The organism is Salmonella sp. 32020114201800008SM (assembly GCF_017572025.1).
GTDB classification, from domain to species: Bacteria; Pseudomonadota; Gammaproteobacteria; order Enterobacterales; family Enterobacteriaceae; genus Salmonella; species Salmonella enterica.
Genome location: NZ_JAGEQM010000006.1, coordinates 177834 through 200440, shown reverse-complemented (window position 1 = coordinate 200440; position 22607 = coordinate 177834). Strand labels below are relative to the sequence as shown.

Sequence of the window (22607 nt, the reverse complement as noted above, 5' to 3'; positions counted from 1 at the left end):
CGTGCGAGTTCATTTTGTTGTCCATGAGTCGTTTGAATCCGCTGGCGCTTATCTGAAATGGGCTGAAGATCGCGGTTATACCATTTCATGGTCGCGCGTCTATGCCGGAGAAGCGCTACCGCCCAATGCCGATGAGTTCGATATGCTCGTGGTATTTGGCGGTCCGCAGTCGCCGCGCACCACCCGCGAAGAGTACCCGTACTTTGACTCTCGCGCCGAACAGCACTTAATTAATCAGGCGATTACGGCCCGGCGAATGGTTATTGGCATTTGTCTTGGTTCGCAGCTCATTGGCGAGGCGCTGGGCGCCGCTGTGTGCCAAAGTCCGGAAAAAGAGATTGGTCACTACCCTATTACGCTCACTGAAGCCGGTCTGCGGCATCCGCTTATCGCCCACTTTGGCTCCCCGTTAACCGTCGGCCACTGGCACAACGATATGCCAGGACTCACCGATCAGGCGACCGTGCTGGCCGAAAGCGAAGGCTGTCCACGTCAGATAGTGCAGTACGGCAATTTTGTCTACGGCTTCCAGTGTCATATGGAATTTACCGTCGAGGCGGTTGAAGGATTAATCCAACATTCGCAGCAGGAGCTGGCTGACGCGCAAGGGAAGCGTTTTATCCGCTCGGTCGCCGAGATGCGCGCATGGGATTACCAGCAGATGAATGAAAAGCTGTGGCGTTTTCTGGATGAACTCACGCTGGCGCACTCACAGAAATAACCACACCAGGAGTGCAACTTATTACCCGGCTAACGGTCTGAGGTGCAGTGATTATCGCATGAAAAAGGATTTTACCATGAAGAAAATTGTCTGCGCCGTCGTTGCGCTCCTGCTGACCCTACCCGCCTGGGCGAAGCTAAACGCCCACGAAGAAGCGCGCATTAACGCCATGCTTAATGCGCTGGCGCAGAAAAAGGATCTGACATTCGTTCGTAACGGTGATGCGCATAACTGCGAGGAAGCCGTATCGCACCTGCGCTTAAAACTGGGCAACACGCGCAATCGTATCGACACCGCCGAACAGTTTATCGATAAAGTCGCGTCGTCGTCGTCCATCACCGGAAAACCCTATATCGTTAAAATTCCCAGTAAAAGCGATGAAAACGCGCAGCCTTATTTACATGCGCTTATTGCGGAAACGGATAAGAATGTTGAGTAAGAAAAAATCATAATGCCAGGCGTGTTACTGTGGTTTTTTAAAGGCGTTATCGCGCTTCTGTTAGCGTTTGCTGTAGGGTTAATCGTTTACTATTATCTGGAAATTCGTCCCATAGCCCAGACCGCATTACAGAGCGCCTCTTTCTGGTTGTCCGAATCGCCGCAGACGCGTTTTTTGCGCCGCGCTGCGGCCAAAATACATCCCAAATCTTATACTGCCAGATTGCTCTATACCCAAGCTGGCGTGGATGGGCATTTCAGGACCGCGATCTGGGTGTTCTGGTTGGACAGCCTGTACCGCGACGACGAGCTGTATGCCATGATGCTGGCGCAAGCGTATTATGGCCGGGATTCGCAGGGTAACGCGGTTTACGGTACGAAAAATGCGGCGTTAACGTTATTTCACGTACCAGTGACAGAGATGGCCTGCCAGCAACAAGTACAACTGATTTATATGTTTAAAGCGCCGTCACTTTACCGGCCTGGTTCAGCCAGGCTGGTAGAAAGCAGCAAGCATTACATGACGCTTTGCCAGGAACAAATACAACAATAAGAACAACAGACGAGCTTTTATTATAAAAGGCGGCGGTAATGCGCTGGCGCACATAGAAAATCGGCAGGATATTCCCGCTTGTCAAAGGCGCCGTTGCCTGTGTTTATCCCAATCAGCTGAACTCACTAGTTTAAATCCCTGCCCCCTGGCTGAAATGCTCTTCACCAAACACGCCGGTCGAAAGGTAACGGTCGCCGCGATCGCAGATGATCGCCACCACTATCGCGCCGGGCGTGGCTCGTGCGACGCGTAACGCGCCCGCTACCGCGCCGCCGGAACTCACGCCGCAGAAAATGCCTTCACGAACGGCCAGTTCACGCATGGTGTTTTCGGCATCATTCTGATGAATATCCAGCACCTCATCTACCAGCGAGGCGTTAAAAATGCCCGGCATATATTCCGCAGGCCAGCGGCGAATGCCCGGAATACTGCTGCCCTCTTCCGGCTGCAGGCCAACGATGGTGACCGGTTTTTCCTGCTCGCGCAGAAAACGCGACACGCCGGTAATGGTGCCGGTCGTGCCCATGCTGGAGACAAAATGCGTTACCCGCCCCTGCGTTTGCCGCCAGATTTCCGGGCCGGTGGTGGTGTAGTGGGCGTAGGGATTATCGGGGTTATTAAACTGATCGAGCAGTTTACCCTCGCCTCGTTCAGACATAGCGAGCGCTAAATCGCGCGCCCCTTCCATTCCCTGCTCTTTAGTGACCAGAATCAGTTCCGCGCCATAGGCCCGCATTGCCGCCCGACGCTCCTGGCTCATGTTGTCCGGCATCAACAGCTTCATGCGATAACCTTTCAGCGCGGCGATCATCGCCAGCGCAATGCCCGTGTTGCCGCTGGTCGCTTCAATCAGGACATCGCCCGGTTTAATTTCCCCGCGCTTTTCCGCCTCGACAATCATCGATAGCGCCGCGCGATCTTTCACCGATCCTGCCGGATTATTGCCTTCCAGCTTGACCCAGATTTCACTGCCGTTATCCGGCGCCAGACGTTGTAATTTGACCAGCGGCGTATTGCCGATGGTTTGTTCTAATGTATTCACGTTTTCAGCTCAATAAAAATGCCGGGTGGCGCTGTGCTTACCCGGCCTACAAAATCACGATATACGCTGTAGGCCCGGTAAGCGAAGCGCCACCGGGCGATAAACCTGCAAATTAACCTATCAGGCAGACTCCGCAAGAGCAAGCGCCTCATGGGGCTCAATACGCTGGTCGCCATGATAGAGACGTGCGTTCTGTAAGCCGACAAACAAACGCTCGCCGCGCTGCGGGACGTCGTCACCCGCCATCACCACCGTCAGCGGATCGTGATACCACCCCAGCGGCTGCACCACTAGTTGTGTATAGTGACCTTTCGGGCTGGCCTCAATGACCTGTACTGGTAGCGGAGAATCCAGGCTGGTGCGGCGGCTAATATCCACCTCCCACGGACGCAGGAACAGATCGACCGGCCCCTGGTACGCGGGCGTATAACCCAACGGCCAGCGATGCGCGCCAACGTGAAACTGCCCGCCGCGGACGGTGCCTGTCAGGCGGTTCACCTCGCCCATAAACTCCAGTACGAAGCGGGTTGCCGGTTCACGCCACACCCGATCCGGCGCATCAGCCTGTTCGATATTGCCCTGACTCATCACCACCACCCGATCCGCCACTTCCGTCGCCTCTTCCTGATCGTGGGTGACAAAGACGCTGGTGAATTTCAGTTCTTCATGTAGCTGGCGCAACCAGCGACGTAACTCTTTACGTACCTGGGCATCCAGCGCGCCAAAGGGTTCATCCAGCAGTAGAATTTGCGGTTCCACGGCAAGCGCGCGCGCCAGCGCCACGCGCTGTTTTTGTCCGCCGGAAAGCTGGGCGGGGAAGCGATCCGCGAGGTGCGCCAGTTGCACCATCTCCAGCAATTGCGTCACTTTCGTTTTAATCGCCGCCGCAGTTGGGCGGTCGCGTCGCGGCAGCACCGTCAGGCCAAAAGCGATGTTGTCAAACACCGTCATATGGCGAAACAGCGCATAGTGCTGAAACACAAAACCGACTTTACGCTCACGCGCGTGCAGGCGGCTAACGTCCGTACCGTGGAAACGAATATGGCCGCTGGACTGATGTTCCAGCCCGGCAATAATGCGCAGCAGCGTCGTTTTGCCGGAACCAGACGGCCCCAACAAGGCAACCATCTGGCCGGAAGGAATATCCAGCGAGATATCATTCAGTACCTGAGTGCGACCAAACGATTTCTTAATTCTGGCGATCTCAATGCTCATGATTTTCCTCCTGTTGCGCGCGTTTTTCCTGATTCTCCAGACGCCATTGCAACATGCTCTTCAAAAACAGGGTAATAATCGCCATTAGCGTCAACAATGCGGCGGCGGTAAAGGAGCCGACGGTGTTGTAGTCCTGCTCCAGCAATTCAATCTGTAACGGTAGCGATAACGTTTCGCCGCGAATCGAGCCGGACACCACCGACACCGCGCCAAACTCGCCAATCGCGCGAGCGTTGGTTAATACCACGCCGTAGAGTAACGCCCAGCGAATATTCGGCAACGTCACGCGGCGAAACATTTGCCAGCCGGATGCGCCCAGTAAAATCGCCGCCTCATCTTCCTGACTGCCCTGACTGAGCATCACTGGCACCAGTTCGCGCACCACAAACGGGCAGGTGACAAAAATAGTGACCAGTACCATCCCCGGCCAGGAGAACATCATTTGCAAATTATGCTCATCCAGCCAGCCGCCCAACGGGCCGTTGGAGCCATAAAACAGCAGATAAACCAGACCGGCCACCACCGGTGAGACGGCAAAGGGAATATCCAGCAGGGTCAGCAATAGCTGACGTCCGGGGAAGTTAAAGCGCGTCACCAGCCACGCCAGCAGAATGCCGAACACCAGATTCACCGGCACTGCGATCAAGGCAATCAACACCGTCAGCCAGATGGCGTGCAGCATGTCCGGATCGGCCAGATTTTGCAGTACCGGCATTAACCCTTTGCTGAACGCCTGCACGAAGATGTAAATCATCGGCACCAGCAGGATAAACGCCGAAACCAGCATCCCGACGCCAATCAAAAACCATTTTCCCCAGTTAATGCGGGGGACGTCGTATCGCTTCAATTGAGTCACTTCCGCCATTAATGACCTACCACACGTCGACCAAAGCGACTTTGCAAAGTATTGATAGAGAACAGCAGCAGCAAGGATGCCGCAAGGATCACCGAGGCAATGGCGCTGGCGGCGGGGTAATCAAACTCCTGCAAACGCACAAAAATCATCAGCGAGGTCACTTCTGTTTTCCAGGCGATATTTCCGGCGATAAAAATCACCGCGCCAAACTCGCCCAGGCTACGGGTAAAAGAGAGCGCCACGCCGGCAATCAGCGCAGGCGACAGCTCAGGCAGCACGACTTTGCGAAAACTTTGCAGCCGGGTGGCCCCCAGCGTTTGCGCCGCTTCTTCATATTCCGGCCCCAGCTCTTCCAGTACCGGCTGGACGGTGCGTACCACAAATGGAATGCTGGTAAAGGCCATCGCCACCGCAATACCGAGCCAGGTATAGGTCACTTTGATATCAAACTGCGCGAGAAACTGACCGTAGAAACCGTTCACTGAGAACAGCGAGGCCAGCGTTAACCCCGCCACCGCTGTCGGCAGCGCAAACGGCAGATCCATCAGCGCATCCAGCAACGTGCGCCCCGGAAAACGGTAGCGGGTTAAAATCCACGCCATCAGCAGACCAAACACGCCATTAAAAATCGACGCCACAAATGCCGCCAGCAGCGTCACTTTATAGGCAGCCACCACCTGTGGGTTGGTCACAACATCCCAGTATTGCGCCCAGCTCATCTGTGAGAGCTGCATCACCAGCGCGCTCAACGGCAACAGCAGGATCAGGCAGACAAACAGCAAACTGGTGCCGAGGCTTAACGTAAAGCCGGGCAGCACGCGTCGGGAAGAAACGGCAAGCATTACTTACGCCCCGCCGCCAACAGTTTGTCCAGCTCGCCGCCGCTGGCAAAGTGCGTTTTCATCACTTCCGGCCAGGAACCAAACTTTTCTTCCACGCGGAACAGTTCGGTCTGCGGGAATTTATCTGCTTGCTTGCCCATGATTTCCGGGTTATTCACGCGGTAGTAGTAATGGGTGATGATGGTCTGCGCCTGCGGGCTATACAGCCAGTTCAGGTAAGCTTTGGCGGCTTTTTCTGTGCCGTTGGCCTGCACGTTTTTATCTACCCAGGCAACCGGGAATTCAGCAAGAATGTTCGTTTTCGGGATCACCACTTCAAATCCCTGGGCTTCATATTGTTTGCGGATATTGTTCACTTCCGACTCAAAACTAATCAGCACATCGCCCAGACCACGCTCGGCAAAGGTAGTCGTAGCGCCGCGGCCGCCGGTATCAAACACTTCGACGTTTTTCAGGAACTGGGTCATAAACTGTTCGGTTTTGGCTTTATCGCTGCCGTCCGCGTTATCCGCCGCGCCCCATGCCGCCAGATACGTGTAACGGGCGTTGCCGGAGGTTTTCGGGTTAGGGAAAATCAGCTTCACGTCGGAACGTACAAGATCGCTCCAGTCGTGAATATTTTTGGGGTTCCCCTTGCGCACCAGGAAGCCCATCGTGGAATAGAATGGCGAACTGTTGTTCGGCAGACGGCTTTGCCAGTCGGCAGGGATCAGTTTGCCTTTATCATGGAGAATCTGTACGTCGGTCACCTGATTGTAGGTCACGACGTCTGCCTTCAGTCCCTGCAAAATCGCCAGCGCCTGTTTTGATGACCCGGCATGAGACTGCTTAATCGTCAGCTTATCGCCGCCGTTATCCTTCGCCCATTGTTGCTCAAACGGCGGGTTAAGGGCGGCAAACAGCTCGCGGGAGACATCGTATGAGCTGTTCAGCAGCTCCGTTGCCTGCGCCTGCCCTGCCAGTAATAGCATTGCTGCCAGCGTCAGGGGTCTCTTTTTCAGTAAGTTAACGGCCATTGCGCACCCTTATAAATTTAATGACTTTCTTATGGTCATCATATTTATAACCAGCGCTAAAGGAGTAACGGTTTTATATACCGTTTGATGATTTGAAAGTTGAAAAGGGAATAAGAGAATCCCTCCCCACGCGGCGTGAGGAGGAGACCGGCATCAATCAGACGCCTACGCTTACGCTTTCAGGCAGGGTACTGCCGCCATCAATGACGTTTTGCGTTCCGGTAAGATAGCTGGACTCATCGGAAGCCAGAAATGCCGCCAGTTCCCCTACTTCCAGCGGATCGGCAAGGCGGCGTAGCGGAATGGCTTTTGCCATTTCCGTTAATACCGACTCCGGATCGTCAGGATTAGACTGACGGGCAATGCTTTCCGCCATCGGCGTTCTTACATAACCGGGGCAAATGGCATTCACGCGAATACCGGACTGCGCATACTCTACCGCCAGCGATTTGGTTAAACCGACAATGGCGGCTTTTGACAGCGCATAGGCCGTTTCACCCGGGTCCGCCACCATATCTCCCGTGACGGAAGACATCATCACAATGCGGCCATCTTTACGTTTAATCATCTCCGGCAGGACGGCTTTGGTGACGTTCCAGACACCTTTAATATTAATATCAATGTGGAAATCGCGATCTTCTTCACTCATATCGAGGAAGTTGCCCAGACGGCACACGCCAGCGTTATTCACCAAAATATCAATTCTACCTTCAGTCTCTTTGGCGCGCGCAACCGCCGCCTGCACCGAAGCAAAATCTCTGACGTCAGCCTTAACGGCAGTACAGCGATGTCCGCGCCCGCCCAGCTCATCCGCCAGCTTTTCAATCTCATCGGAGATATCCAGCAAGATTAAGTTCGCGCCGTGGCGTGCGAATACGCGAGCGATCCCTTCGCCAATGCCCTGCGATGCGCCCGTAATCAATGCTGTCTTGCCCGTGAGTTTACCCATTTTCAATGTCTCCTTTTGAATATGGAGTCTTACACTCCATTAACACTGAAAATACAGTAATAACAAATAAGTGCTGAGGAATAGCTCACTAATTCAGGTAAATATTAGGTAAAAAAATCCCCGCGGAGGCGGGGATGGGCATTTTCATGCTGTTTCATGCTGTTCTGCCTGATGGCGCTGCGCTTATCAGGCCTACCAATCGTAGGTCGAATAAAGCGTTTGCGCTGCCATCCGACAGGGTTTTACCTTATAGCGCTAACAGGCGATCCAGCGACGGCGCAAAATAGTAGCCGCCAGTCACCGGTTTGGTGAAGCGCAGCATTGCGTCGCGTTTACCGTCGGTATCGCCGAACATACTCAAAAGCTGCTGTTCGATATTGTGCAGACGTGCGCAGTAAGCGCAGAAATAGAGACCATGAGTACCGCTGGCGGTGCCGTATGGCAGGCTCTGGCGTACAATCTTCAGCCCTTTGCCATCTTCTTTGAGATCGACGCGGCTCAGGTGAGACGTTGCCGGACGCGCATCGCCGTCAATCTCTTCATTGGCTTCTTTGGTACGCCCGATCATCATCTCCTGATCGTGAATACTCATCCGGTTAAGTTGCTTGAGATTGTGTTCCCAACGCTGCACGAACACATAACTGCCGCCGGCATCCACGCCATCTTTGATCACCGCCACTTCACGGCGCGTCTCTTCGCCCGCCGGGTTCTCTGTCCCGTCGACAAAGCCGCTCAGATCGCGTTCTTCCACCCAACGGAAACCGTGAACTTCTTCTTTCACGTCGATACAGTCGCCGAAGGCTTCCATCGCCGCCTGGGCAACAGAAAAATTCACATCGTGGCGCAGGGAAAGGATATGGATCAGCACGTCATACTGCGTGGCCGGCGCCAGCCCTTTACCATAAGGAATAAAATCTTTCAGTTCTTCCGCCCCGACGCCGCCGCTCAGAGCGCGCCAGGTGTTGTTGCCAAACGCCACAACGGCCCCAAGATGGGCGTCCGGAAATTTGACTTCGAAGGTCGCCAGTTTATCGGCAAATGTTCTGCTGGCCGCGCGCAGGGCGTCCAGGTCGCCTTTCACATTGGCTTCAATCCAAATTGCCGCACGGCAATGTTCCGGCAAAATGCCACTTTGAACCTGAGACATGATTCCTCCTGAAAATGAGAATGCCACGCAGTCGTGGCATTAATGGAGGCTATTTTACCTTGTTTTTAAGCGAAGCGGTTTGTTCAGGCGCAAATTAACGACGCCAGATAATTTTGCGCACGTCCCAGTTTTTTAAGACGTCATCAGGAGGCATTAAGCCTTCCGGTCCGCTCCACTCGCCGGAGAAAACATAGCTAATATGCTGACTTCCCTCGGCTTTACATTCGACGCTGGTATGGCTATCGCTGGAAACCGGCTCGCAGTGACCAAAAGCTTTGCTGTAAAGGTCGCTAAACGGCGTACCGATTTTGCCCCCCGCGGCGGTTGGGATATCGCTGTCCAGCACATCAATACGGCTCACGGTTCCCTGCTCGCCGTTGATCACCATCGCGACATTGTCGCCCTTCATCGCTTCGAAAAAGCGCACCACGTTGCCGTTATCGGTTTTCATACCGCTACGCAGGCGATAATCGCCATCTAATGCCTCTGCAATAGCCGGCTCTTCCAGCGGCGTGGCGGCGGTCAGCGCTCCCACGCCTTGCTCAGTGACTTCTGTCGAGGAACCAAACCAGTTCCATGGATTTGCGGCAGACCAGTTGACCGAGGAGAGCGTCGAGCAGCCGGTCAGCGCCAGCGGCAGTGCGAGTAAAGTCAAACGCAGCGATTTCATCTCACTTCCTTTCTTTTATTAATTAACGTTGGTTGGAGTGCGGGTTCGCCAAAAAGTGCCGTTATTCTTTCTCAAAGGAAAAACAGGCACGCAAACGTTGATTGGTTAACAGCCAGATCAGCGCGACGATGTCCGCCAGCAGCAGCGCCAGCCCGACGCCGTTGACCGGGTCGCCACCCAGCCACATCACCGGCAGCCAGCACAACGACACCAGTTGAGCAAGAATCAGGAGTCCGCGCAGCCAGCGCCACACACCAGGAAACGCTTCACGCCGCCCGCTGAGCAAAAACGCCACTACCGCCGGAACGCCGGGCAACAGCCCCAGCCAAAAATTGTCATGGTCGGGATAAAAAAAGTTTAACAAAGTATTACCCTGTCCACGGGATGAACCGGCAATGACAAAGAGTACCCAGGCGCGCGCCTGAAGTAGCAGTACGCACCAGAACAGAAACGGCAGGCGTAAACGTCCGTGTACATCATAATCGGCTGGATGAAACTCAGTACTCTTCATCTTCAATCAGGCGTTTACCCAAACTTAGGGCGTCAGAATGCTCATACCCCAGACGTTCATACATGCCCAGCACAACGTCGTTATCATCGCGCACCATAATTTGGATTTTCGGACACCCGCGAGCGATGAGTTTTTTTTCCAGCCGGTTAAGCAACGCATTCGCAATGCCGCGCCCGCGGAACTCCGGGTGAACGCCCAGGTAATACGCCGAGCCGCGATGCCCGTCATAACCGCCCATTACCGTACCGACGACTTCGCCGCTAACTTCCGCAACGAGGAACAAGCTGACATCGTGATTCACCTTGCGTTCAATATCCATTTCAGGATCGTTCCATGGACGCAGCAGGTCGCAACGCTCCCAGAGGGTAATCACCTCTTCGAAATCTTCCTGGCGAAAAACGCGTATTTCCATGGTATTCGTTGCCTTTTCGGGTGGAAAAACCAAGATTATGGCGCAAACATCTGATTCAGCCAATATCTGACGCGATGTAGCGGAAAAAATGGCATAATGGCGATGTGTCACGTATTGAAATGAAAAGTAAAACAATTCTCATCACCAACCGTCGTAACGGATTACGCGATACGATATAACATCTTGAACTTAATTTTCACAACTCAGGCCGTATGAGCACTTTTAAACTCCTAAAAACTCTCACATCGCGCCGCCAGGTACTCAAAACAGGTCTGGCGGCCCTGACGCTGTCAGGTATGTCGCACGCAATAGCCAAAGAAGAAACGCTAAAAACCAGTAATGGTCACAGCAAACCCAAAACCAAAAAAACCGGCAGTAAACGGCTGGTGATGCTCGACCCCGGACACGGCGGCATCGATACCGGCGCGATTGGCCGCAACGGTTCTCAGGAAAAACACGTCGTACTGGCAATTGCCAAAAACGTGCGCGCTATTTTGCGAAATCACGGAATCGATGCGCGTTTAACCCGGACAGGGGATACCTTTATTCCGCTGTACGATCGGGTGGAAATCGCCCATAAGCACGGCGCGGATCTGTTTATGTCCATTCATGCCGATGGTTTTACCAACCCGAAAGCGGCGGGCGCTTCCGTTTTTGCGCTTTCCAACCGCGGGGCCAGTAGCGCCATGGCGAAGTATCTCTCCGAGCGTGAAAACCGCGCGGACGAAGTGGCGGGTAAAAAAGCCACTGACCGGGATCATCTATTACAACAAGTTTTGTTTGATCTGGTGCAAACCGATACGATTAAAAACAGTCTGACGCTGGGTTCGCATATTCTCAAGAAAATCAAACCTATACATAAATTACACAGCCGCACTACCGAACAAGCGGCTTTCGTGGTGCTAAAATCACCGTCAATTCCGTCGGTATTGGTCGAAACCTCGTTTATTACCAATCCGGAAGAAGAACGCCTGCTGGGCACGACGGCGTTTCGCCAGAAAATCGCTACGGCGATCGCCAACGGCATCATCAGTTATTTTCACTGGTTTGATAATCAGAAAGCACACACGAAGAAACGGTAATCATGAAACCCGATGCACATCACGTAAAACAGTTTCTGCTACGCCTGCAGGATGATATTTGCCAAAAGTTATCCGCTGTGGATGGCGCAAACTTTGTCGAAGATAGCTGGCGACGCGAAGCGGGCGGCGGCGGACGCAGCCGGGTATTACGCAACGGCGGGATTTTCGAACAGGCGGGCGTTAATTTCTCTCACGTTCACGGCGATGCAATGCCCGCGTCCGCCACCGAGCATCGGCCAGAACTCGCCGGGCGTAGCTTTGAAGCGATGGGCGTATCGCTGGTGGTGCATCCGCACAATCCGTATATTCCCACCAGCCATGCTAACGTGCGCTTTTTTATTGCCGAAAAACCGGGCGCCGATCCGGTGTGGTGGTTTGGCGGCGGGTTCGATTTAACGCCCTACTACGGCTTTGAAGAGGATGCCGTTCACTGGCACCGCACCGCCCGCGACCTGTGTCAGCCGTTTGGCGACGATGTGTATCCGCGCTATAAAAAGTGGTGCGACGACTACTTTTTCCTCAAGCATCGTAACGAGCAGCGCGGTATCGGCGGCCTGTTTTTTGACGATTTGAATACGCCGGATTTCGACTACTGCTTCGCCTTTATGCAGGCGGTCGGCAACGGCTACACCGAGGCGTATTTACCGATTGTCGAACGACGCAAAGCGATGGTCTGGGGAGAGCGGGAGCGTAATTTTCAACTTTATCGCCGCGGGCGCTACGTGGAGTTCAATCTGGTGTGGGACAGAGGCACCCTGTTTGGTCTGCAAACCGGCGGGCGCACTGAATCTATCCTGATGTCGATGCCGCCGCTGGTGCGCTGGGAGTACGACTGGCAGCCAGAAGCGGGTAGCCCGGAAGCGGCGCTGAGCGAGTTTATTCAGGTACGCGACTGGGTGTAATTGCCTTATAGCGCCACGCTTATCAGGCCTACAAAACAGCATGGCATCAATAACCAATATCAATCTCTTCCGGGATAAGATACTTATTAGTTTTTGAGTCAAACGGCACCGACCACTGCTTATCGATTTTCTCGCCCTCTAATACTCCGGTGGCATGTAAAAGCATATTCGGATAGGTGCCAGTATATTTCTGTGCAAATGCCACCTGAGTATCCAGCTTATCTATCGAATAACCTTCCTTTTCGGCACCGAAATCTTCACTACTGGAATAAGTTGGCAGACTGGCAATCAGTTGAATATTCTTCCCTTGCGCAACATAAAACTGCTGAAAGGTTTGTTCAAAGCCCTGCATCATATAACTGGACTTCAGCACCACGCCCCACCTGTCGCCAATTTTTACCGCTTTCGCACCACCAGATGTTCCCATACGACCATAACCTTCCGTCGTTATACGTGCGGTTATGGCGTCCCCGTTCAGATACCAGATATCAAATGGGGCGGTATCAGGCTCCGATGCTCCGGTAAGATAACCACACATCACAACAATCCGCTGCTCAGTTGATACCTGTTTATCCAGACAAGCAGAGTATTGCAGATCGGGTTGATCTTTTCTCAACCATATACGGCTTTGCAATTCATCCAAAGAAGGTTGGTAATATGACGTTAAAGCGGTTGGAATTTCGTCTTGTGCCAAAACGGGCAGGTTGACCAAGAGAAGGCCGAGAAATAGCAGTCGTTTTTGCATACTTAAATGTCCATATTAAAAAAGAAGATCTTATCAACTGGACACAACACAGAGTAACGTCGCATGAAAAATCAGAAAAAAGCCTGATAGCGCTACGCTTATCAGGCCTACAACCACAACGGCACCGCCCCGTAGGCCGGATAAGACGCAAAGCGTCGCATCCGGCACAAGAATGCCATCAAGCCCATTGCCGCATCCGTTGATGCAGCGTCAACGACGGTTTTTCGGCAAATAATTGCTGATAATCGGTGGCAAATTGCCCCAGATGCCAGAATCCCCACTGCATCGCGGCATCTTTGACCGTGGCGCTCTGCGACCACGGGCTAATCAGTTCCCGGCGTACTGCGTTTAAGCGAATACGTTTCAGCCACGCATTGGGGCCAATGCCCAAAATGGCGTGAAACGCATTTTGCAGCGTGCGACGGCTTACGTGTAGCTGGTTACATAAGTCGAGCACCGTCAGCGGCTCCGACATATTTTCCAGCACATATTCCCGCGCCCGCGACAGTAGCCTACGATATCCCTGATGGCTGATGCTCTCGGCGCTATGAATCGGCTTCGCCTCTTCCAGCATCGTGCCCATCGCCAGCAATAAATTATCACTCAAGACCTTACGCACCGCAGGTTGATGCAGGGTTTCAGGACTCTCGCTAAAGGTGGCCAGCGCCTGCTGCACAAAGCCCCACAGCGCCGCTTTATGCTGCTCTTTTACCTCCAGCGCTAACTGGTTACGTAGCATATGCAGCACCCTTTCCGGGTTATGCAAAAACGTGGCCTGACGGGAAATAACATCTTCCGAGATAACGACGCCCAGAATGGTGTAATCATCCGGCGTGCTCAGTTCAAACTCGGTGCCTCCCGGTCGGGTGGCAATCTCGGCGCTGCCGAGCCCCTGCGCGCCGATAAATCCCTGTTCGCCGCGCGTCGCCGGAATACCAAACCAGAAAGAGTTTGGCCAAACCAGACACGACTGACGCAGCGCCAGGCCGGTGTATTCACGGAACACCTGAATCTCATCAAGCAGGATTTCCGTGAACTCGCCATGAAATTTACCCGGGTGTAACTGATCGTAGATCTGCTGCCAGGCGGTGATAGTCAGAGCATGTTCATAGACATCCGTCGTCCGTCGCTGATGAACATTGTCCACCTCGACTCTGGGCGTAAGTTTAACGTCTTCGGGTAACGCTTCATGATAAAGATGGTGCAAATTCGCTGTACGGGTCTTTTTCATGATCTTCTATGCCGGACGCCCGCCAGGACGCCCGGCCCTCCGACAGATTAATTTTTGATGCGATAGCGACTACTGCGTTTACGCAACGCTCCGTCAGAAAAGAGTTGTTCCAGCACGTTTCTGGCCTGCTCCAGCGGCCAGCCAAAATGCGCGGCAACCTCTCCCGCCGTCATTCCCTGGCGTACTGATGCCAGCAGCGCCAGTAACGCTTCAGCGAACTCAGGCGTTGCGGGTACCTGGGGCGCTTTCTCAGTCGGCGTTGTCGCACGCGCAAACCCGCCAATCAGCCACTGGGTGTCCTCTTCCGGGCGACCAATTTCTTTGCGGCTAATCACACGGCCTGTGCGCTGCGCGGCGGCGCTTCCGGCATCCAGCGCCGCACGACACGCCGCCAGATCGCCCTCCACCACCAGCGTTAGCCTGCCAGGGTCGAGCACTTGATGACTGAGCAAACGCACGTTGGCCGCTTTCAGCATGGCATCCGCCGCATCGACGGCGGCGACCATTCCGTCCACTTCCAGTAATCCCAGGGCATTGATCATTGGCAGCCTCCGTTACGCACGCTGGACAGGGTTACGGGCGATATCCAGCACGGCGTCGGTAAAGGCGTTGCAGGCGGCTTTACACGCGGCCTGGCTTCCCGTTAAGAACGCGGCCGAATAGTTGGTTTCCGACGGCGGCGGCACGTAAGTCACCAGCTGAACGTCAGCGGATTTCATCGCCGCGTCAATGCCGAATGTCGCTTCCAGCGGCGGCGCCACCAGGTAGGCCATTGGATCGCCCAGCGCAATACCTGCGGTAGACGAGAGGTACGAGCCGGTACGCGAAACCACATGCGCCAGGAATGCGGTATTTTCCGCATCGTTCGCCCACTGGAACGCCGCGCCGTTTTCAATACTGGCGACCATCGCATCCAGACCGGCGCGCACTTCCGCCGGGTTCGGGCCGCCCAGCATAATCAACACCTCACCGGCGGTAGGCGATGGCCCGTGAGCCGCCCCGGCATAGAGGGAGCGGCCATAGACCACTTCCACCATCGCCTGTTTTGTCGCTTCATCAGCGGCAATATAGGTCACATCATCAGAATCTGCCGTGATGAGTCCGAGGCTACGTATATGTGGCGGTAATTTAAGTTCCCGCGCAAAGCCGTCATTCACGGAGGCAATCACGCGCATGGCAGTCACTGAAGGTCGAATCAAATCTAATGCAGGCATGATGTCTCCTTAACGGGTCATGTTGATGCCGGACGCTTTCTGCTCCAGCATCCGTTTGGCCAAATCCACAATCACGGCGGCAGCTTCTACTGGCGGCGTCCCCCCCTGATGAATGTTTGAAATACAGGTTCTGTCGGCCTCGACGGTGGTCGCCACGCGCGGGGAATAGACCGCGTAGCAGGAGAGGCTTTCCGACTGCCCCAGCCCCGGACGTTCGCCCACCAGCAGGATGACGACCTTCGCGCCGAGAATTTCGCCAATCTGATCTTCAATCTTCACGCGGCCATAGCGCACAAAGAACGGCGTGCCGACGTTCAGCCCGGCCTGCTTCAGACCGGCAAGCAGCGGCGGCAGAATCTCTTCATAGTTGGCGGTGATCGCATCCGTAGAGAGGCCATCGGAGACCACTACCTGCACATCCGGGTTCATCACGCACTGCGACTTCAGCGCGTCAATGGCTTCCGGGCTCAGGCGACGCCCCATATCCGGGCGCGTCAGGTACAGGTTTTTGTCGCTGATCTCCGAACGTACTTCCAGCAGCCCTTGCGCTTTGACCCACTCTTCCGGCACTTCTTTGAGCACGGTGTCTTTCGAACGGGAGTGATCCGCCAGGAAGCGCAACAGCGCCTGGGTACGTGGACGCGGCCCGGCACGCCCTGTACAGACGCGTGCCGCAGTACTGCGACGCAGTTCGGTCAACACGTCCGCACGATGTGGGTTCTCGACGCCAATCCAGGCTTTTGCCTCTGCGGAACCTAAATCCAGCGCGCAGCTTTCGGTCACCGTCGGCGCGGCGCACTGCGGCTTTGCGCCTTCCTGCGTTGACGGCGCGACGGGCTGCGGTACGTCCTGTCCCATTGACGCCATCACGCTACGTACAATTTCTTCAATCTGTTTTTGATCCATGGTGTTATCCCCGCGTCATCAGAAGAACAGTGACGGATCGCCCGCCCGTTTGGTCAGACGACCATTTGCCATAATGCCCATCGTTTCCAGCCAGCGTTCAAACTCCGGCGACGGTCGTAAATTCAGCAACTGACGGACGGTGGCGGTATCGTGGAAAGCGGTGGTCTGGTAGTTGAGCATGATGTCGTCGCCGAGCGGCATCCCCATGATGTAGTTACAACCGGCAGTGGCGAGCAGAATCATCAGGTTTTCGTTAAGGTTCTGGTCGGCGTCGGCATGGTTGGTATAGCAGCAGTCGCAGCCCATCGAGATGCCGCTCAGCTTGCCCATAAAGTGATCTTCGAGACCCGCGCGGATAATCTGCCTGTCGTTGTAGAGATACTCCGGCCCGATAAAGCCCACCACGGTGTTCACCAGGAACGGATCGTAGTGGCGAGCCAGCCCGTAGTTACGCGCTTCCATCGTCACCTGGTCGGCACCAAAGTTCGCGCCAGCCGACAGCGCCGAGCCCTGTCCTGTTTCAAAGTACAGGCAGTTTTCCCCGGCGATGCGGTTGAACTCCGCCCCCACAGCCCGCGCTTCGTCGAGCATAGCCAGCTCGACGCCGAACTCTTTTAAGCCCTTCTCGCTGCCGCAAATGCTCTGGAAAATCAGTCCGCCCGGCGCGCCGCGACGAATCGCTTCAATCTGGGTGGTGACATGCGCCAGCACGCAGCCCTGGGTCGGAATATTGAATTTATCGATAACGCCGTAAACGGTGTCGAGCACACGGGTCAGGTTCTCCACGTCATCGGTCACCGGGTTAACGCCGATCACCGCATCGCCTGCGCCGAAAGAAAGCCCTTCGTAGATTTGCGCGGCGATACTCTGCACATCGTCACGGGTATCGTTCGGCTGCAAACGGCAGCTAAAGGTGCCCGGAATACCGATGGTGGTATTGGCTTTTTTGATCACCGGCATTTTCTTGCCGCCGTAGATCAGGTCAGCGTTGGAGCAGATTTTCGCTACTGCCGCCACCACTTCGGAGGTCAGGCCTTTGCGGGTAAACGCGATGTCGTCCACGGAGGTTTCATCGCTCAGCACGTATTCACGCAGTTCGCTGATGCTCCAGTTTTTAATCCGGTTATAGGCCGTTTCGTTGACGTCGTCCTGAATCAGGCGCGTCACGCAGTCCTCTTCATAGGCAATCACCGGATTGTTGCGGATATCCGCCACCGTCATTTCCGACAGTACCTGTTTTGCCGCTACGCGCTCCTGCGAACTTGCCGCGGCAACCCCGGCCAGCACATCCCCCGAACGCAGTTCGTTGGCTTTAGCCAGTACCTCTTTTACATCCTTAAACTGATAAACATTGCCGAACAATGTGGTCTTTAGTTTCATAAGTCGTTCCCTCAGGAAGGAAATGCGAGTGATTTCACCGTCACCGGCACAACCGATCCGCCAAAAAGAGGCGTACCAATGTCGATATAGTCTCCCGCCCGCACGACCACCTCATCGATGACCGCCAGCGGAAGTTGCGGTAACTGTGGGCGCAATAACATGCCCAGCGCTTTACCAAAATCCTGCTCGGCCACCACCAGCAGGGGATGTGGATTGGGATAACGCGCGACAAAAGCCGTCAGCGCGTTGATGACCGTGAGTAATGCGGCGTAACGCACCGGGAGCGTGGCGGGAAGCGCCAGCACGTAAGCGTCGGTTTGCGGGTCGAGATCAAGCTGGAGAAGCGCCTGCCGCCAGGCGTTCACCAGATCGGCGTCATCCTGCGGGATCGCCACCGGCAGGTTGCGCAGCGGCAGTTGGACGTCTTCCAGCCAGATAGTACTGCCGGAAAGCGACAGCGTATGGGCCCCCGCGCCGATGACCGTGGCGCGTACGGTTTGCGCCGGAAACTGCACGTTCATCTCGCGCAGACGCGGGTGCTCATGCAGCGCGGTCGCCAGCAGCGGCCCGATATCAGAAAAGCAGAACGGATCGGCAGGTTGGTTGCGGTAGCATTCACCTACCCCACCGGAAAGGGTGATCACCTCCGGCGTAATATCGGCGGGCAGCAGCCCGGTTTGCATCAGCGATTGCGCCAGCGGCGAGAGCGCGCCAGTGATAACCTCGACGATGAGATCCGCCATCCGCCGCGCCACCTGCCCCAACTGTGCGGCAGCTAAGGCGCGAGCATCAGTACCCGAACCGAACACCTCATCGATAATCATCTGCCCCGGCTGATGGGCATAAACCACGCGCCCCTGAGCGTCGGTTTCCAGCAGGCGACCACCGACGTTAAGGCAGGCGGTGCCGCTGACTTTTCCCGCGTCAAACAGCGCGTAGTTAGACGTGCCGCCGCCGATATCAATATTCAGCACCCGGCACATCCGCTGCTCAGACAAGCTTTGCGCTCCGGCGCCGTAACCGGCAATGACCGATTCCAGATGCGGCCCGGCGCTGGCGACCACAAAGTCGCCCAGCGACTGCGAGAGCGCCATGACCGCCGGACGGGCGTTGCGGGTTTTGGCGCTTTCGCCGGTGATAATGATAGCCCCTGAGTCCACCGATTCAGGCGCGATGCCTGCGGCCTGATACTGGGCCAGAATCAGCGCTTTAAGTTCTACCTCTTTCAGACCGCCCTGCTTATCCACGGGCGTAAAGAAGACCGGGCTTTGCCAGCTAATGTCGCGTTTGATGAATTCGTAGCGCGGCACCTGCGACACCGCCGCACGGTTAACCAACTCCAGGCGCGAGAAGATCACCTGCGTGGTGGTGGTGCCGATATCGATACCGACGCTCAGTAGCTGGCGAGTGTTCACGATTGCGCCTCCGCTTCGGTTTTCACCTGGGCGGCGTCGTCTTTCGGCACCAGCATCATCGCCACGCCAATCGCCGTCACGCCGCCGATCAGCTTGCCGACGATCATCGGGAAAATCATGGCGTTCATGTTGGCAGCGGCGAAGCCTAAATGGTCGCCCAGCGCGAACGCCGCAGAGACGGCAAATGCGCAGTTAATCACTTTGCCGCGGGTATCCATCTGCTTCATCATGCCGAACATGGGGATATTGTTCGCCAGGGTCGCTACCATGCCTGCCGCCGCAATATTATTTACGTTCAGCAGTTTACCGACATTCATCAACGGTTTTTCAAACCAGCGGGTCAGTAACAGCACCATCGGATACGCGCCAAGCAGCACGCAGGAGATAGAGCCGATCACTTCAATGGCGCGCATCACTTCGCCGGGTTTGTCGCCTGGCGCCATAAAGATCGGGTCGAGTCCCGGAATCAACTCCCAACCCAACAGGAATTTAACCACCGCAGCCGCCAGACCGATGGTGATCAGCGCCACCAGAAATTTGGCGAAAATCTGGAAACCGTTGATCATTTTTTCCGGGATGAACTTCAGCCCCAGCGCTACCAGCACCGCGACGATCAATACCGGGATCATGTTCATCAGGATCAGCGCGAAGGTAAACTCCACTGGCTGACCATTGATCTGCACGCCTGAGTACATGGCGATCAGTCCCCCCGCAATGCAGCCAATGGGAATGGTGACGATACCCGCGAGTACGCCAAGCGCCAGGTAGCGGCGGTCAGACGGTTCGATAATGCCGAGCGCCACCGGAATGGAGAACACAATGGTCGGCCCCATCATCGACCCAAGTATTAACCCTGAGTATAGCCACGCCGCGACATCACCGCCGGCCAGCTCTTTGGCGAGGAAGAATCCGCCCATATCACAGGCCAGCAGCGTACCCGCGAACATGGATGGGTTCGCGCCCAGCATTTCGTATACCGGGATAATAACCGGCCCCAGTACATGCGCCAGCACCGGCGCCAGCGCGGTCATACCGACCATCGCCAGTCCCAACGCGCCCATCGCCATAAAGCCCTCTTCAAACTGGCCGCCAGACCCCTCAATACTCTTGCCAAATTTACCGAGGAAGCGCGCCGACCCGCCGAACTGCGACAGGATTCTGTCCACGGCGGCAATCAGCATAAAGAACATCATGATGTACATGATGATTTCGTTAATTCCCATAGCCCTTACTCCCTGCCATTTATGATTTGTAGGCCGGATAAGACGTTTACGTCGCCTCCGGCATTAACGCCGTGTTATTGCCGGATGGCGGTGCGAGCACCTTATCCGGCCTACAGGCATTACCCGGCAGCCGCGTACAGGTCGATAATCTGTGCCTGTGTGGCGGTGCGTGGGTTACTGCGCAGACAAATATCCTCCAGCGCGGCTTGCGCCCACGCGCTGTAGTGTTCGGGTTTGGCGCCAGCGTCAGCCAGCCGTTTGCTCTGCCCCACTTCGGCAATCAGCTCGCTCACCGCCGCAATCGCATCGCGATCGTCCGATTTCTTATTGGTTAACGCCCGACCGATTTGACTGAAGCGCTCGCGGCAAACCATCCGGTTAAAGCCCATTACCGTCGGCAGCAGCATGGCGTTGGCCTGTCCGTGCGGAATGTGCAACGCAGCACCTGGCTGGTGCGCCATCGCATGACACAGCCCCAGACCGGCGCTGGAAAAGGCCATTCCCGCCATACAGGAGGCCAACAACATATTTTCACGCGCCGCCAGATCGTGGCCGTAACCCACGGCTTTCGGCAGCGATTTGCCAATCATCGCTATCGCGCCAATCGCCAGGCTGTCGGTAAACGGCGTGGCGTTGAGCGCGCTGTAGGCCTCAATCGCATGCGTCAACGCATCGATACCGGTCATCGCCGTCACGTTTGGCGGAACGCCTTCGGTCACGGCAGCATCAAGAATCGCCACGTCCGGCATTAGTGACGCGTGTGCCAGTACCTGCTTGCGCCCGCTGACCGCGTCGATAATCACCGTCACGTTGGTGGTTTCAGAACCGGTTCCGGCGGTGGTCGGCACCGCAATCAGCGGCAGACGCGGGCGTAATGTACTGTGCTCGGTCATGGCGCTCAGCGTCTGGTCAGGGTTAGTCACCAGCAGGGCGACCGCTTTCGCCGCGTCCAGCACCGAACCGCCGCCAAAGGCCACTACGCCGTCGCACGCCGCCTCACGCAGTTGCGCCACCGCCGCGCAAACGTCGGTGATGCACGGCTCGCCAGGCGGACACGGCCAGACTGTCATCGCCACGCCTTTCATCGCCAGGCTGCGTGCCAGCGGCGCGGTCATTCCCGCCTGATGCAGGAAGCTGTCGACCATCACAAACAGATGGCTTACGCCTCGCGCTTGCGCTTCCTGGCCGCAGGCGCCGAGCGCCCCAAGTCCGCACAGCGTGACCGGCGGTACGCTGAACGTTTTCACCCGTTGCAGATTCAGGGTGTCGAATGCCTGAAATAGCGCCGTCTGTAGTTCAGCTTGCATAGAGTCCCTCCGCTTTCGCTCTCCCGCTGTTGGCTATCGCCAGCGGGGTCATAAACAGGCTGTGCTGCGGCAAATGCACCTGTAACTCCGGGAAACGCTGGCGAAATAACGCCTCCACGCCCGGCTGCATACAGGAGCCGCCCGCCAGCCATAAATCAGCAATTCCTTGCCCTTCAATGTGGCGAGCAACGATTTCCGCCATTTTTTCGTACACCGGCTTCACTACCGGCCAAATCTCCTGGGCATTGCTGCGCTTGTACTGTTCCGCCTCTTCCAGGGGAATACGGCGGTTGCCCGCCAGCGTCAGGGAGATATGGTGCCCGCCAGTGGCTTCATCGGCGGAGTAAGTCACCTTGCCCTGTTTGACGATGGCAATGCCGGTAGTGCCGCCGCCAATATCCACCACGCCTGCATTATCAAGTGCCAGCAGATCCGCCACCGCCGTCGGTTCATCCAGTACGTGGCTGACTTCTAACCCAGCAGACTCCAGCACGTTGATCGAAATACGCGGGTCGGTGCCCGGCGGGAACGAGGTCGCCGCGTGGGTAAAGCGGCAGCCAAGCTGCTGTTCAAGGGTGTCGAGATGACGGCGCACGAGGGTGACGGCGCCGAAGAAATCCCAGACGATGCCGTCACGCACAACGTCGGCCCAGTCAAGGCACACCGCCACCGGCTGGGCGTTGCCGTCGACCACCATCGACACCACGTCGCAGGTGCCCAAATCGACGCCCAGCCACAGTGGTGTGTCGCTGGCGGCGGGCGTCTGGTTACACAGGGCCGCCGCTTTTTGCAGTCTTGGAGTGAGCCAGAGTTGTTCGTCGTGCGCCATG

At 55.9% G+C, this 22607-nt stretch carries 25 protein-coding genes; 5 read left to right on the top strand and 20 right to left on the bottom strand.

Annotated elements, in window-relative coordinates; all coding sequences use genetic code 11:
- The first annotated feature begins 1 nt into the window (after position 1).
- Genes J4613_RS16920 through J4613_RS16910 form a run of 3 tightly spaced genes read left to right on the top strand, consistent with a single transcriptional unit; the run spans position 2 to position 1712 of the window.
- Complete coding sequence (locus J4613_RS16920) at positions 2-721, top strand: GMP synthase (RefSeq protein ID WP_001263765.1); 720 nt, start codon at positions 2-4, stop codon at positions 719-721.
- A 58-nt stretch (positions 722-779) separates the two neighbouring features.
- Positions 780-1160: a YfeK family protein gene (locus tag J4613_RS16915; protein WP_077910381.1), complete on the top strand. Its 381-nt coding sequence runs from the start codon at positions 780-782 to the stop codon at positions 1158-1160.
- 12 nt (positions 1161-1172) lie between these two features.
- On the top strand, positions 1173-1712 hold the full coding sequence (locus J4613_RS16910) for a transglycosylase domain-containing protein (protein WP_001119684.1): 540 nt from the start codon (positions 1173-1175) through the stop codon (positions 1710-1712).
- A 130-nt stretch (positions 1713-1842) separates the two neighbouring features.
- On the opposite strand, the gene cysM is transcribed toward J4613_RS16910, so the two are convergent.
- From cysM to J4613_RS16860, 10 genes are all read right to left on the bottom strand, one after another.
- Positions 1843-2754 (bottom strand): cysteine synthase CysM, encoded by a 912-nt coding sequence (gene cysM, locus J4613_RS16905; protein WP_001093873.1) that lies wholly within the window; start codon positions 2752-2754, stop codon positions 1843-1845.
- Positions 2755-2874: 120 nt separating this feature from the next.
- Positions 2875-3969, bottom strand: a complete 1095-nt coding sequence (gene cysA, locus J4613_RS16900) for a sulfate/thiosulfate ABC transporter ATP-binding protein CysA (protein WP_000021072.1) — start codon at positions 3967-3969, stop codon at positions 2875-2877.
- On the bottom strand, positions 3959-4834 hold the full coding sequence (gene cysW / locus J4613_RS16895; protein ID WP_000852705.1) for a sulfate/thiosulfate ABC transporter permease CysW: 876 nt from the start codon (positions 4832-4834) through the stop codon (positions 3959-3961). Before cysW ends, cysA begins: the two co-directional genes overlap by 11 nt.
- The gene (gene cysT, locus J4613_RS16890; RefSeq protein WP_000881745.1) at positions 4834-5667 is read right to left on the bottom strand and encodes a sulfate/thiosulfate ABC transporter permease CysT; all 834 of its coding nucleotides are present in this window, start codon (positions 5665-5667) and stop codon (positions 4834-4836) included. Before cysT ends, cysW begins: the two co-directional genes overlap by 1 nt.
- Positions 5667-6683, bottom strand: a complete 1017-nt coding sequence (gene cysP, locus J4613_RS16885; protein WP_111742272.1) for a thiosulfate/sulfate ABC transporter substrate-binding protein CysP — start codon at positions 6681-6683, stop codon at positions 5667-5669. Before cysP ends, cysT begins: the two co-directional genes overlap by 1 nt.
- A gap of 157 nt (positions 6684-6840) precedes the next feature.
- Positions 6841-7632 carry an SDR family oxidoreductase UcpA gene (gene ucpA, locus J4613_RS16880; RefSeq protein ID WP_000517460.1) on the bottom strand — a complete coding sequence of 264 codons (792 nt, stop codon included), beginning with the start codon at positions 7630-7632 and terminating at the stop codon, positions 6841-6843.
- A gap of 247 nt (positions 7633-7879) precedes the next feature.
- Positions 7880-8779, bottom strand: coding sequence for a porphyrinogen peroxidase (yfeX, locus tag J4613_RS16875; protein ID WP_000084583.1), 900 nt, complete (start codon positions 8777-8779; stop codon positions 7880-7882).
- 94 nt (positions 8780-8873) lie between these two features.
- Positions 8874-9449, bottom strand: coding sequence for an RpoE-regulated lipoprotein (locus tag J4613_RS16870; protein ID WP_000838968.1), 576 nt, complete (start codon positions 9447-9449; stop codon positions 8874-8876).
- A 61-nt stretch (positions 9450-9510) separates the two neighbouring features.
- Positions 9511-9960 carry a DUF2919 domain-containing protein gene (locus J4613_RS16865; RefSeq protein WP_000842937.1) on the bottom strand — a complete coding sequence of 150 codons (450 nt, stop codon included), beginning with the start codon at positions 9958-9960 and terminating at the stop codon, positions 9511-9513.
- Positions 9947-10372 carry a GNAT family acetyltransferase gene (locus tag J4613_RS16860; RefSeq protein ID WP_000406008.1) on the bottom strand — a complete coding sequence of 142 codons (426 nt, stop codon included), beginning with the start codon at positions 10370-10372 and terminating at the stop codon, positions 9947-9949. The genes J4613_RS16865 and J4613_RS16860 overlap by 14 nt, the downstream gene beginning before the upstream one ends.
- 212 nt (positions 10373-10584) lie before the next feature.
- Here J4613_RS16860 and amiA point away from each other — a divergent pair, with 212 nt between their 5' ends.
- Together amiA and hemF are read left to right on the top strand one after the other, a co-directional pair.
- Positions 10585-11454, top strand: a complete 870-nt coding sequence (gene amiA, locus J4613_RS16855; RefSeq protein ID WP_000102880.1) for an N-acetylmuramoyl-L-alanine amidase AmiA — start codon at positions 10585-10587, stop codon at positions 11452-11454.
- A gap of 2 nt (positions 11455-11456) precedes the next feature.
- Entirely contained in the window at positions 11457-12356 is a 900-nt protein-coding gene (gene hemF / locus J4613_RS16850) for an oxygen-dependent coproporphyrinogen oxidase (RefSeq protein ID WP_111742271.1), read from the top strand.
- Between the two features lie 46 nt (positions 12357-12402).
- Here the strand turns inward: hemF and J4613_RS16845 are convergent, their stop codons facing one another.
- From J4613_RS16845 to eutJ, 10 genes are all read right to left on the bottom strand, one after another.
- The gene (locus tag J4613_RS16845) at positions 12403-13101 is read right to left on the bottom strand and encodes a hypothetical protein (protein WP_001172085.1); all 699 of its coding nucleotides are present in this window, start codon (positions 13099-13101) and stop codon (positions 12403-12405) included.
- Positions 13102-13279: 178 nt separating this feature from the next.
- Positions 13280-14332, bottom strand: coding sequence for an HTH-type transcriptional regulator EutR (eutR, locus tag J4613_RS16840; protein WP_000753665.1), 1053 nt, complete (start codon positions 14330-14332; stop codon positions 13280-13282).
- 47 nt (positions 14333-14379) lie between these two features.
- Positions 14380-14874, bottom strand: a complete 495-nt coding sequence (gene eutK / locus J4613_RS16835; protein WP_000606266.1) for an ethanolamine utilization microcompartment protein EutK — start codon at positions 14872-14874, stop codon at positions 14380-14382.
- A 12-nt stretch (positions 14875-14886) separates the two neighbouring features.
- The gene (gene eutL, locus J4613_RS16830) at positions 14887-15546 is read right to left on the bottom strand and encodes an ethanolamine utilization microcompartment protein EutL (RefSeq protein ID WP_001111056.1); all 660 of its coding nucleotides are present in this window, start codon (positions 15544-15546) and stop codon (positions 14887-14889) included.
- 9 nt (positions 15547-15555) lie between these two features.
- A complete protein-coding gene (gene eutC, locus J4613_RS16825) occupies positions 15556-16452 on the bottom strand; it encodes an ethanolamine ammonia-lyase subunit EutC (RefSeq protein WP_000372354.1) in 897 nt (298 codons plus the stop codon).
- A gap of 18 nt (positions 16453-16470) precedes the next feature.
- Entirely contained in the window at positions 16471-17832 is a 1362-nt protein-coding gene (gene eutB, locus J4613_RS16820) for an ethanolamine ammonia-lyase subunit alpha (protein ID WP_000769990.1), read from the bottom strand.
- Positions 17833-17843: 11 nt separating this feature from the next.
- On the bottom strand, positions 17844-19247 hold the full coding sequence (gene eutA, locus J4613_RS16815) for an ethanolamine ammonia-lyase reactivating factor EutA (RefSeq protein ID WP_001097536.1): 1404 nt from the start codon (positions 19245-19247) through the stop codon (positions 17844-17846).
- Positions 19244-20470, bottom strand: a complete 1227-nt coding sequence (gene eutH, locus J4613_RS16810) for an ethanolamine utilization protein EutH (RefSeq protein ID WP_000512359.1) — start codon at positions 20468-20470, stop codon at positions 19244-19246. Before eutH ends, eutA begins: the two co-directional genes overlap by 4 nt.
- A gap of 119 nt (positions 20471-20589) precedes the next feature.
- Positions 20590-21777: an ethanolamine utilization ethanol dehydrogenase EutG gene (gene eutG, locus J4613_RS16805; protein ID WP_001147501.1), complete on the bottom strand. Its 1188-nt coding sequence runs from the start codon at positions 21775-21777 to the stop codon at positions 20590-20592.
- Entirely contained in the window at positions 21767-22606 is an 840-nt protein-coding gene (gene eutJ / locus J4613_RS16800; protein WP_000929675.1) for an ethanolamine utilization protein EutJ, read from the bottom strand. The genes eutG and eutJ overlap by 11 nt, the downstream gene beginning before the upstream one ends.
- Position 22607 lies beyond the last annotated feature (1 nt).

Excerpts from the sequence above, each read along its gene's own strand:
- J4613_RS16915 (WP_077910381.1), top strand. The coding sequence starts at position 780 with ATGAAAAAGGATTTTACCATGAAGAAAATTGTCTGCGCCGTCGTTGCG.
- J4613_RS16910 (WP_001119684.1), top strand. The coding sequence starts at position 1,173 with ATGCCAGGCGTGTTACTGTGGTTTTTTAAAGGCGTTATCGCGCTTCTG.
- cysA (WP_000021072.1), bottom strand. The coding sequence starts at position 3,969 with ATGAGCATTGAGATCGCCAGAATTAAGAAATCGTTTGGTCGCACTCAG.
- cysW (WP_000852705.1), bottom strand. The coding sequence starts at position 4,834 with ATGGCGGAAGTGACTCAATTGAAGCGATACGACGTCCCCCGCATTAAC.
- cysT (WP_000881745.1), bottom strand. The coding sequence starts at position 5,667 with ATGCTTGCCGTTTCTTCCCGACGCGTGCTGCCCGGCTTTACGTTAAGC.
- cysP (WP_111742272.1), bottom strand. The coding sequence starts at position 6,683 with ATGGCCGTTAACTTACTGAAAAAGAGACCCCTGACGCTGGCAGCAATG.
- ucpA (WP_000517460.1), bottom strand. The coding sequence starts at position 7,632 with ATGGGTAAACTCACGGGCAAGACAGCATTGATTACGGGCGCATCGCAG.
- yfeX (WP_000084583.1), bottom strand. The coding sequence starts at position 8,779 with ATGTCTCAGGTTCAAAGTGGCATTTTGCCGGAACATTGCCGTGCGGCA.
- J4613_RS16870 (WP_000838968.1), bottom strand. The coding sequence starts at position 9,449 with ATGAAATCGCTGCGTTTGACTTTACTCGCACTGCCGCTGGCGCTGACC.
- J4613_RS16865 (WP_000842937.1), bottom strand. The coding sequence starts at position 9,960 with ATGAAGAGTACTGAGTTTCATCCAGCCGATTATGATGTACACGGACGT.
- J4613_RS16860 (WP_000406008.1), bottom strand. The coding sequence starts at position 10,372 with ATGGAAATACGCGTTTTTCGCCAGGAAGATTTCGAAGAGGTGATTACC.
- amiA (WP_000102880.1), top strand. The coding sequence starts at position 10,585 with ATGAGCACTTTTAAACTCCTAAAAACTCTCACATCGCGCCGCCAGGTA.
- hemF (WP_111742271.1), top strand. The coding sequence starts at position 11,457 with ATGAAACCCGATGCACATCACGTAAAACAGTTTCTGCTACGCCTGCAG.
- J4613_RS16845 (WP_001172085.1), bottom strand. The coding sequence starts at position 13,101 with ATGCAAAAACGACTGCTATTTCTCGGCCTTCTCTTGGTCAACCTGCCC.
- eutR (WP_000753665.1), bottom strand. The coding sequence starts at position 14,332 with ATGAAAAAGACCCGTACAGCGAATTTGCACCATCTTTATCATGAAGCG.
- eutK (WP_000606266.1), bottom strand. The coding sequence starts at position 14,874 with ATGATCAATGCCCTGGGATTACTGGAAGTGGACGGAATGGTCGCCGCC.
- eutL (WP_001111056.1), bottom strand. The coding sequence starts at position 15,546 with ATGCCTGCATTAGATTTGATTCGACCTTCAGTGACTGCCATGCGCGTG.
- eutC (WP_000372354.1), bottom strand. The coding sequence starts at position 16,452 with ATGGATCAAAAACAGATTGAAGAAATTGTACGTAGCGTGATGGCGTCA.
- eutB (WP_000769990.1), bottom strand. The coding sequence starts at position 17,832 with ATGAAACTAAAGACCACATTGTTCGGCAATGTTTATCAGTTTAAGGAT.
- eutH (WP_000512359.1), bottom strand. The coding sequence starts at position 20,470 with ATGGGAATTAACGAAATCATCATGTACATCATGATGTTCTTTATGCTG.
- eutG (WP_001147501.1), bottom strand. The coding sequence starts at position 21,777 with ATGCAAGCTGAACTACAGACGGCGCTATTTCAGGCATTCGACACCCTG.
- eutJ (WP_000929675.1), bottom strand. The coding sequence starts at position 22,606 with ATGGCGCACGACGAACAACTCTGGCTCACTCCAAGACTGCAAAAAGCG.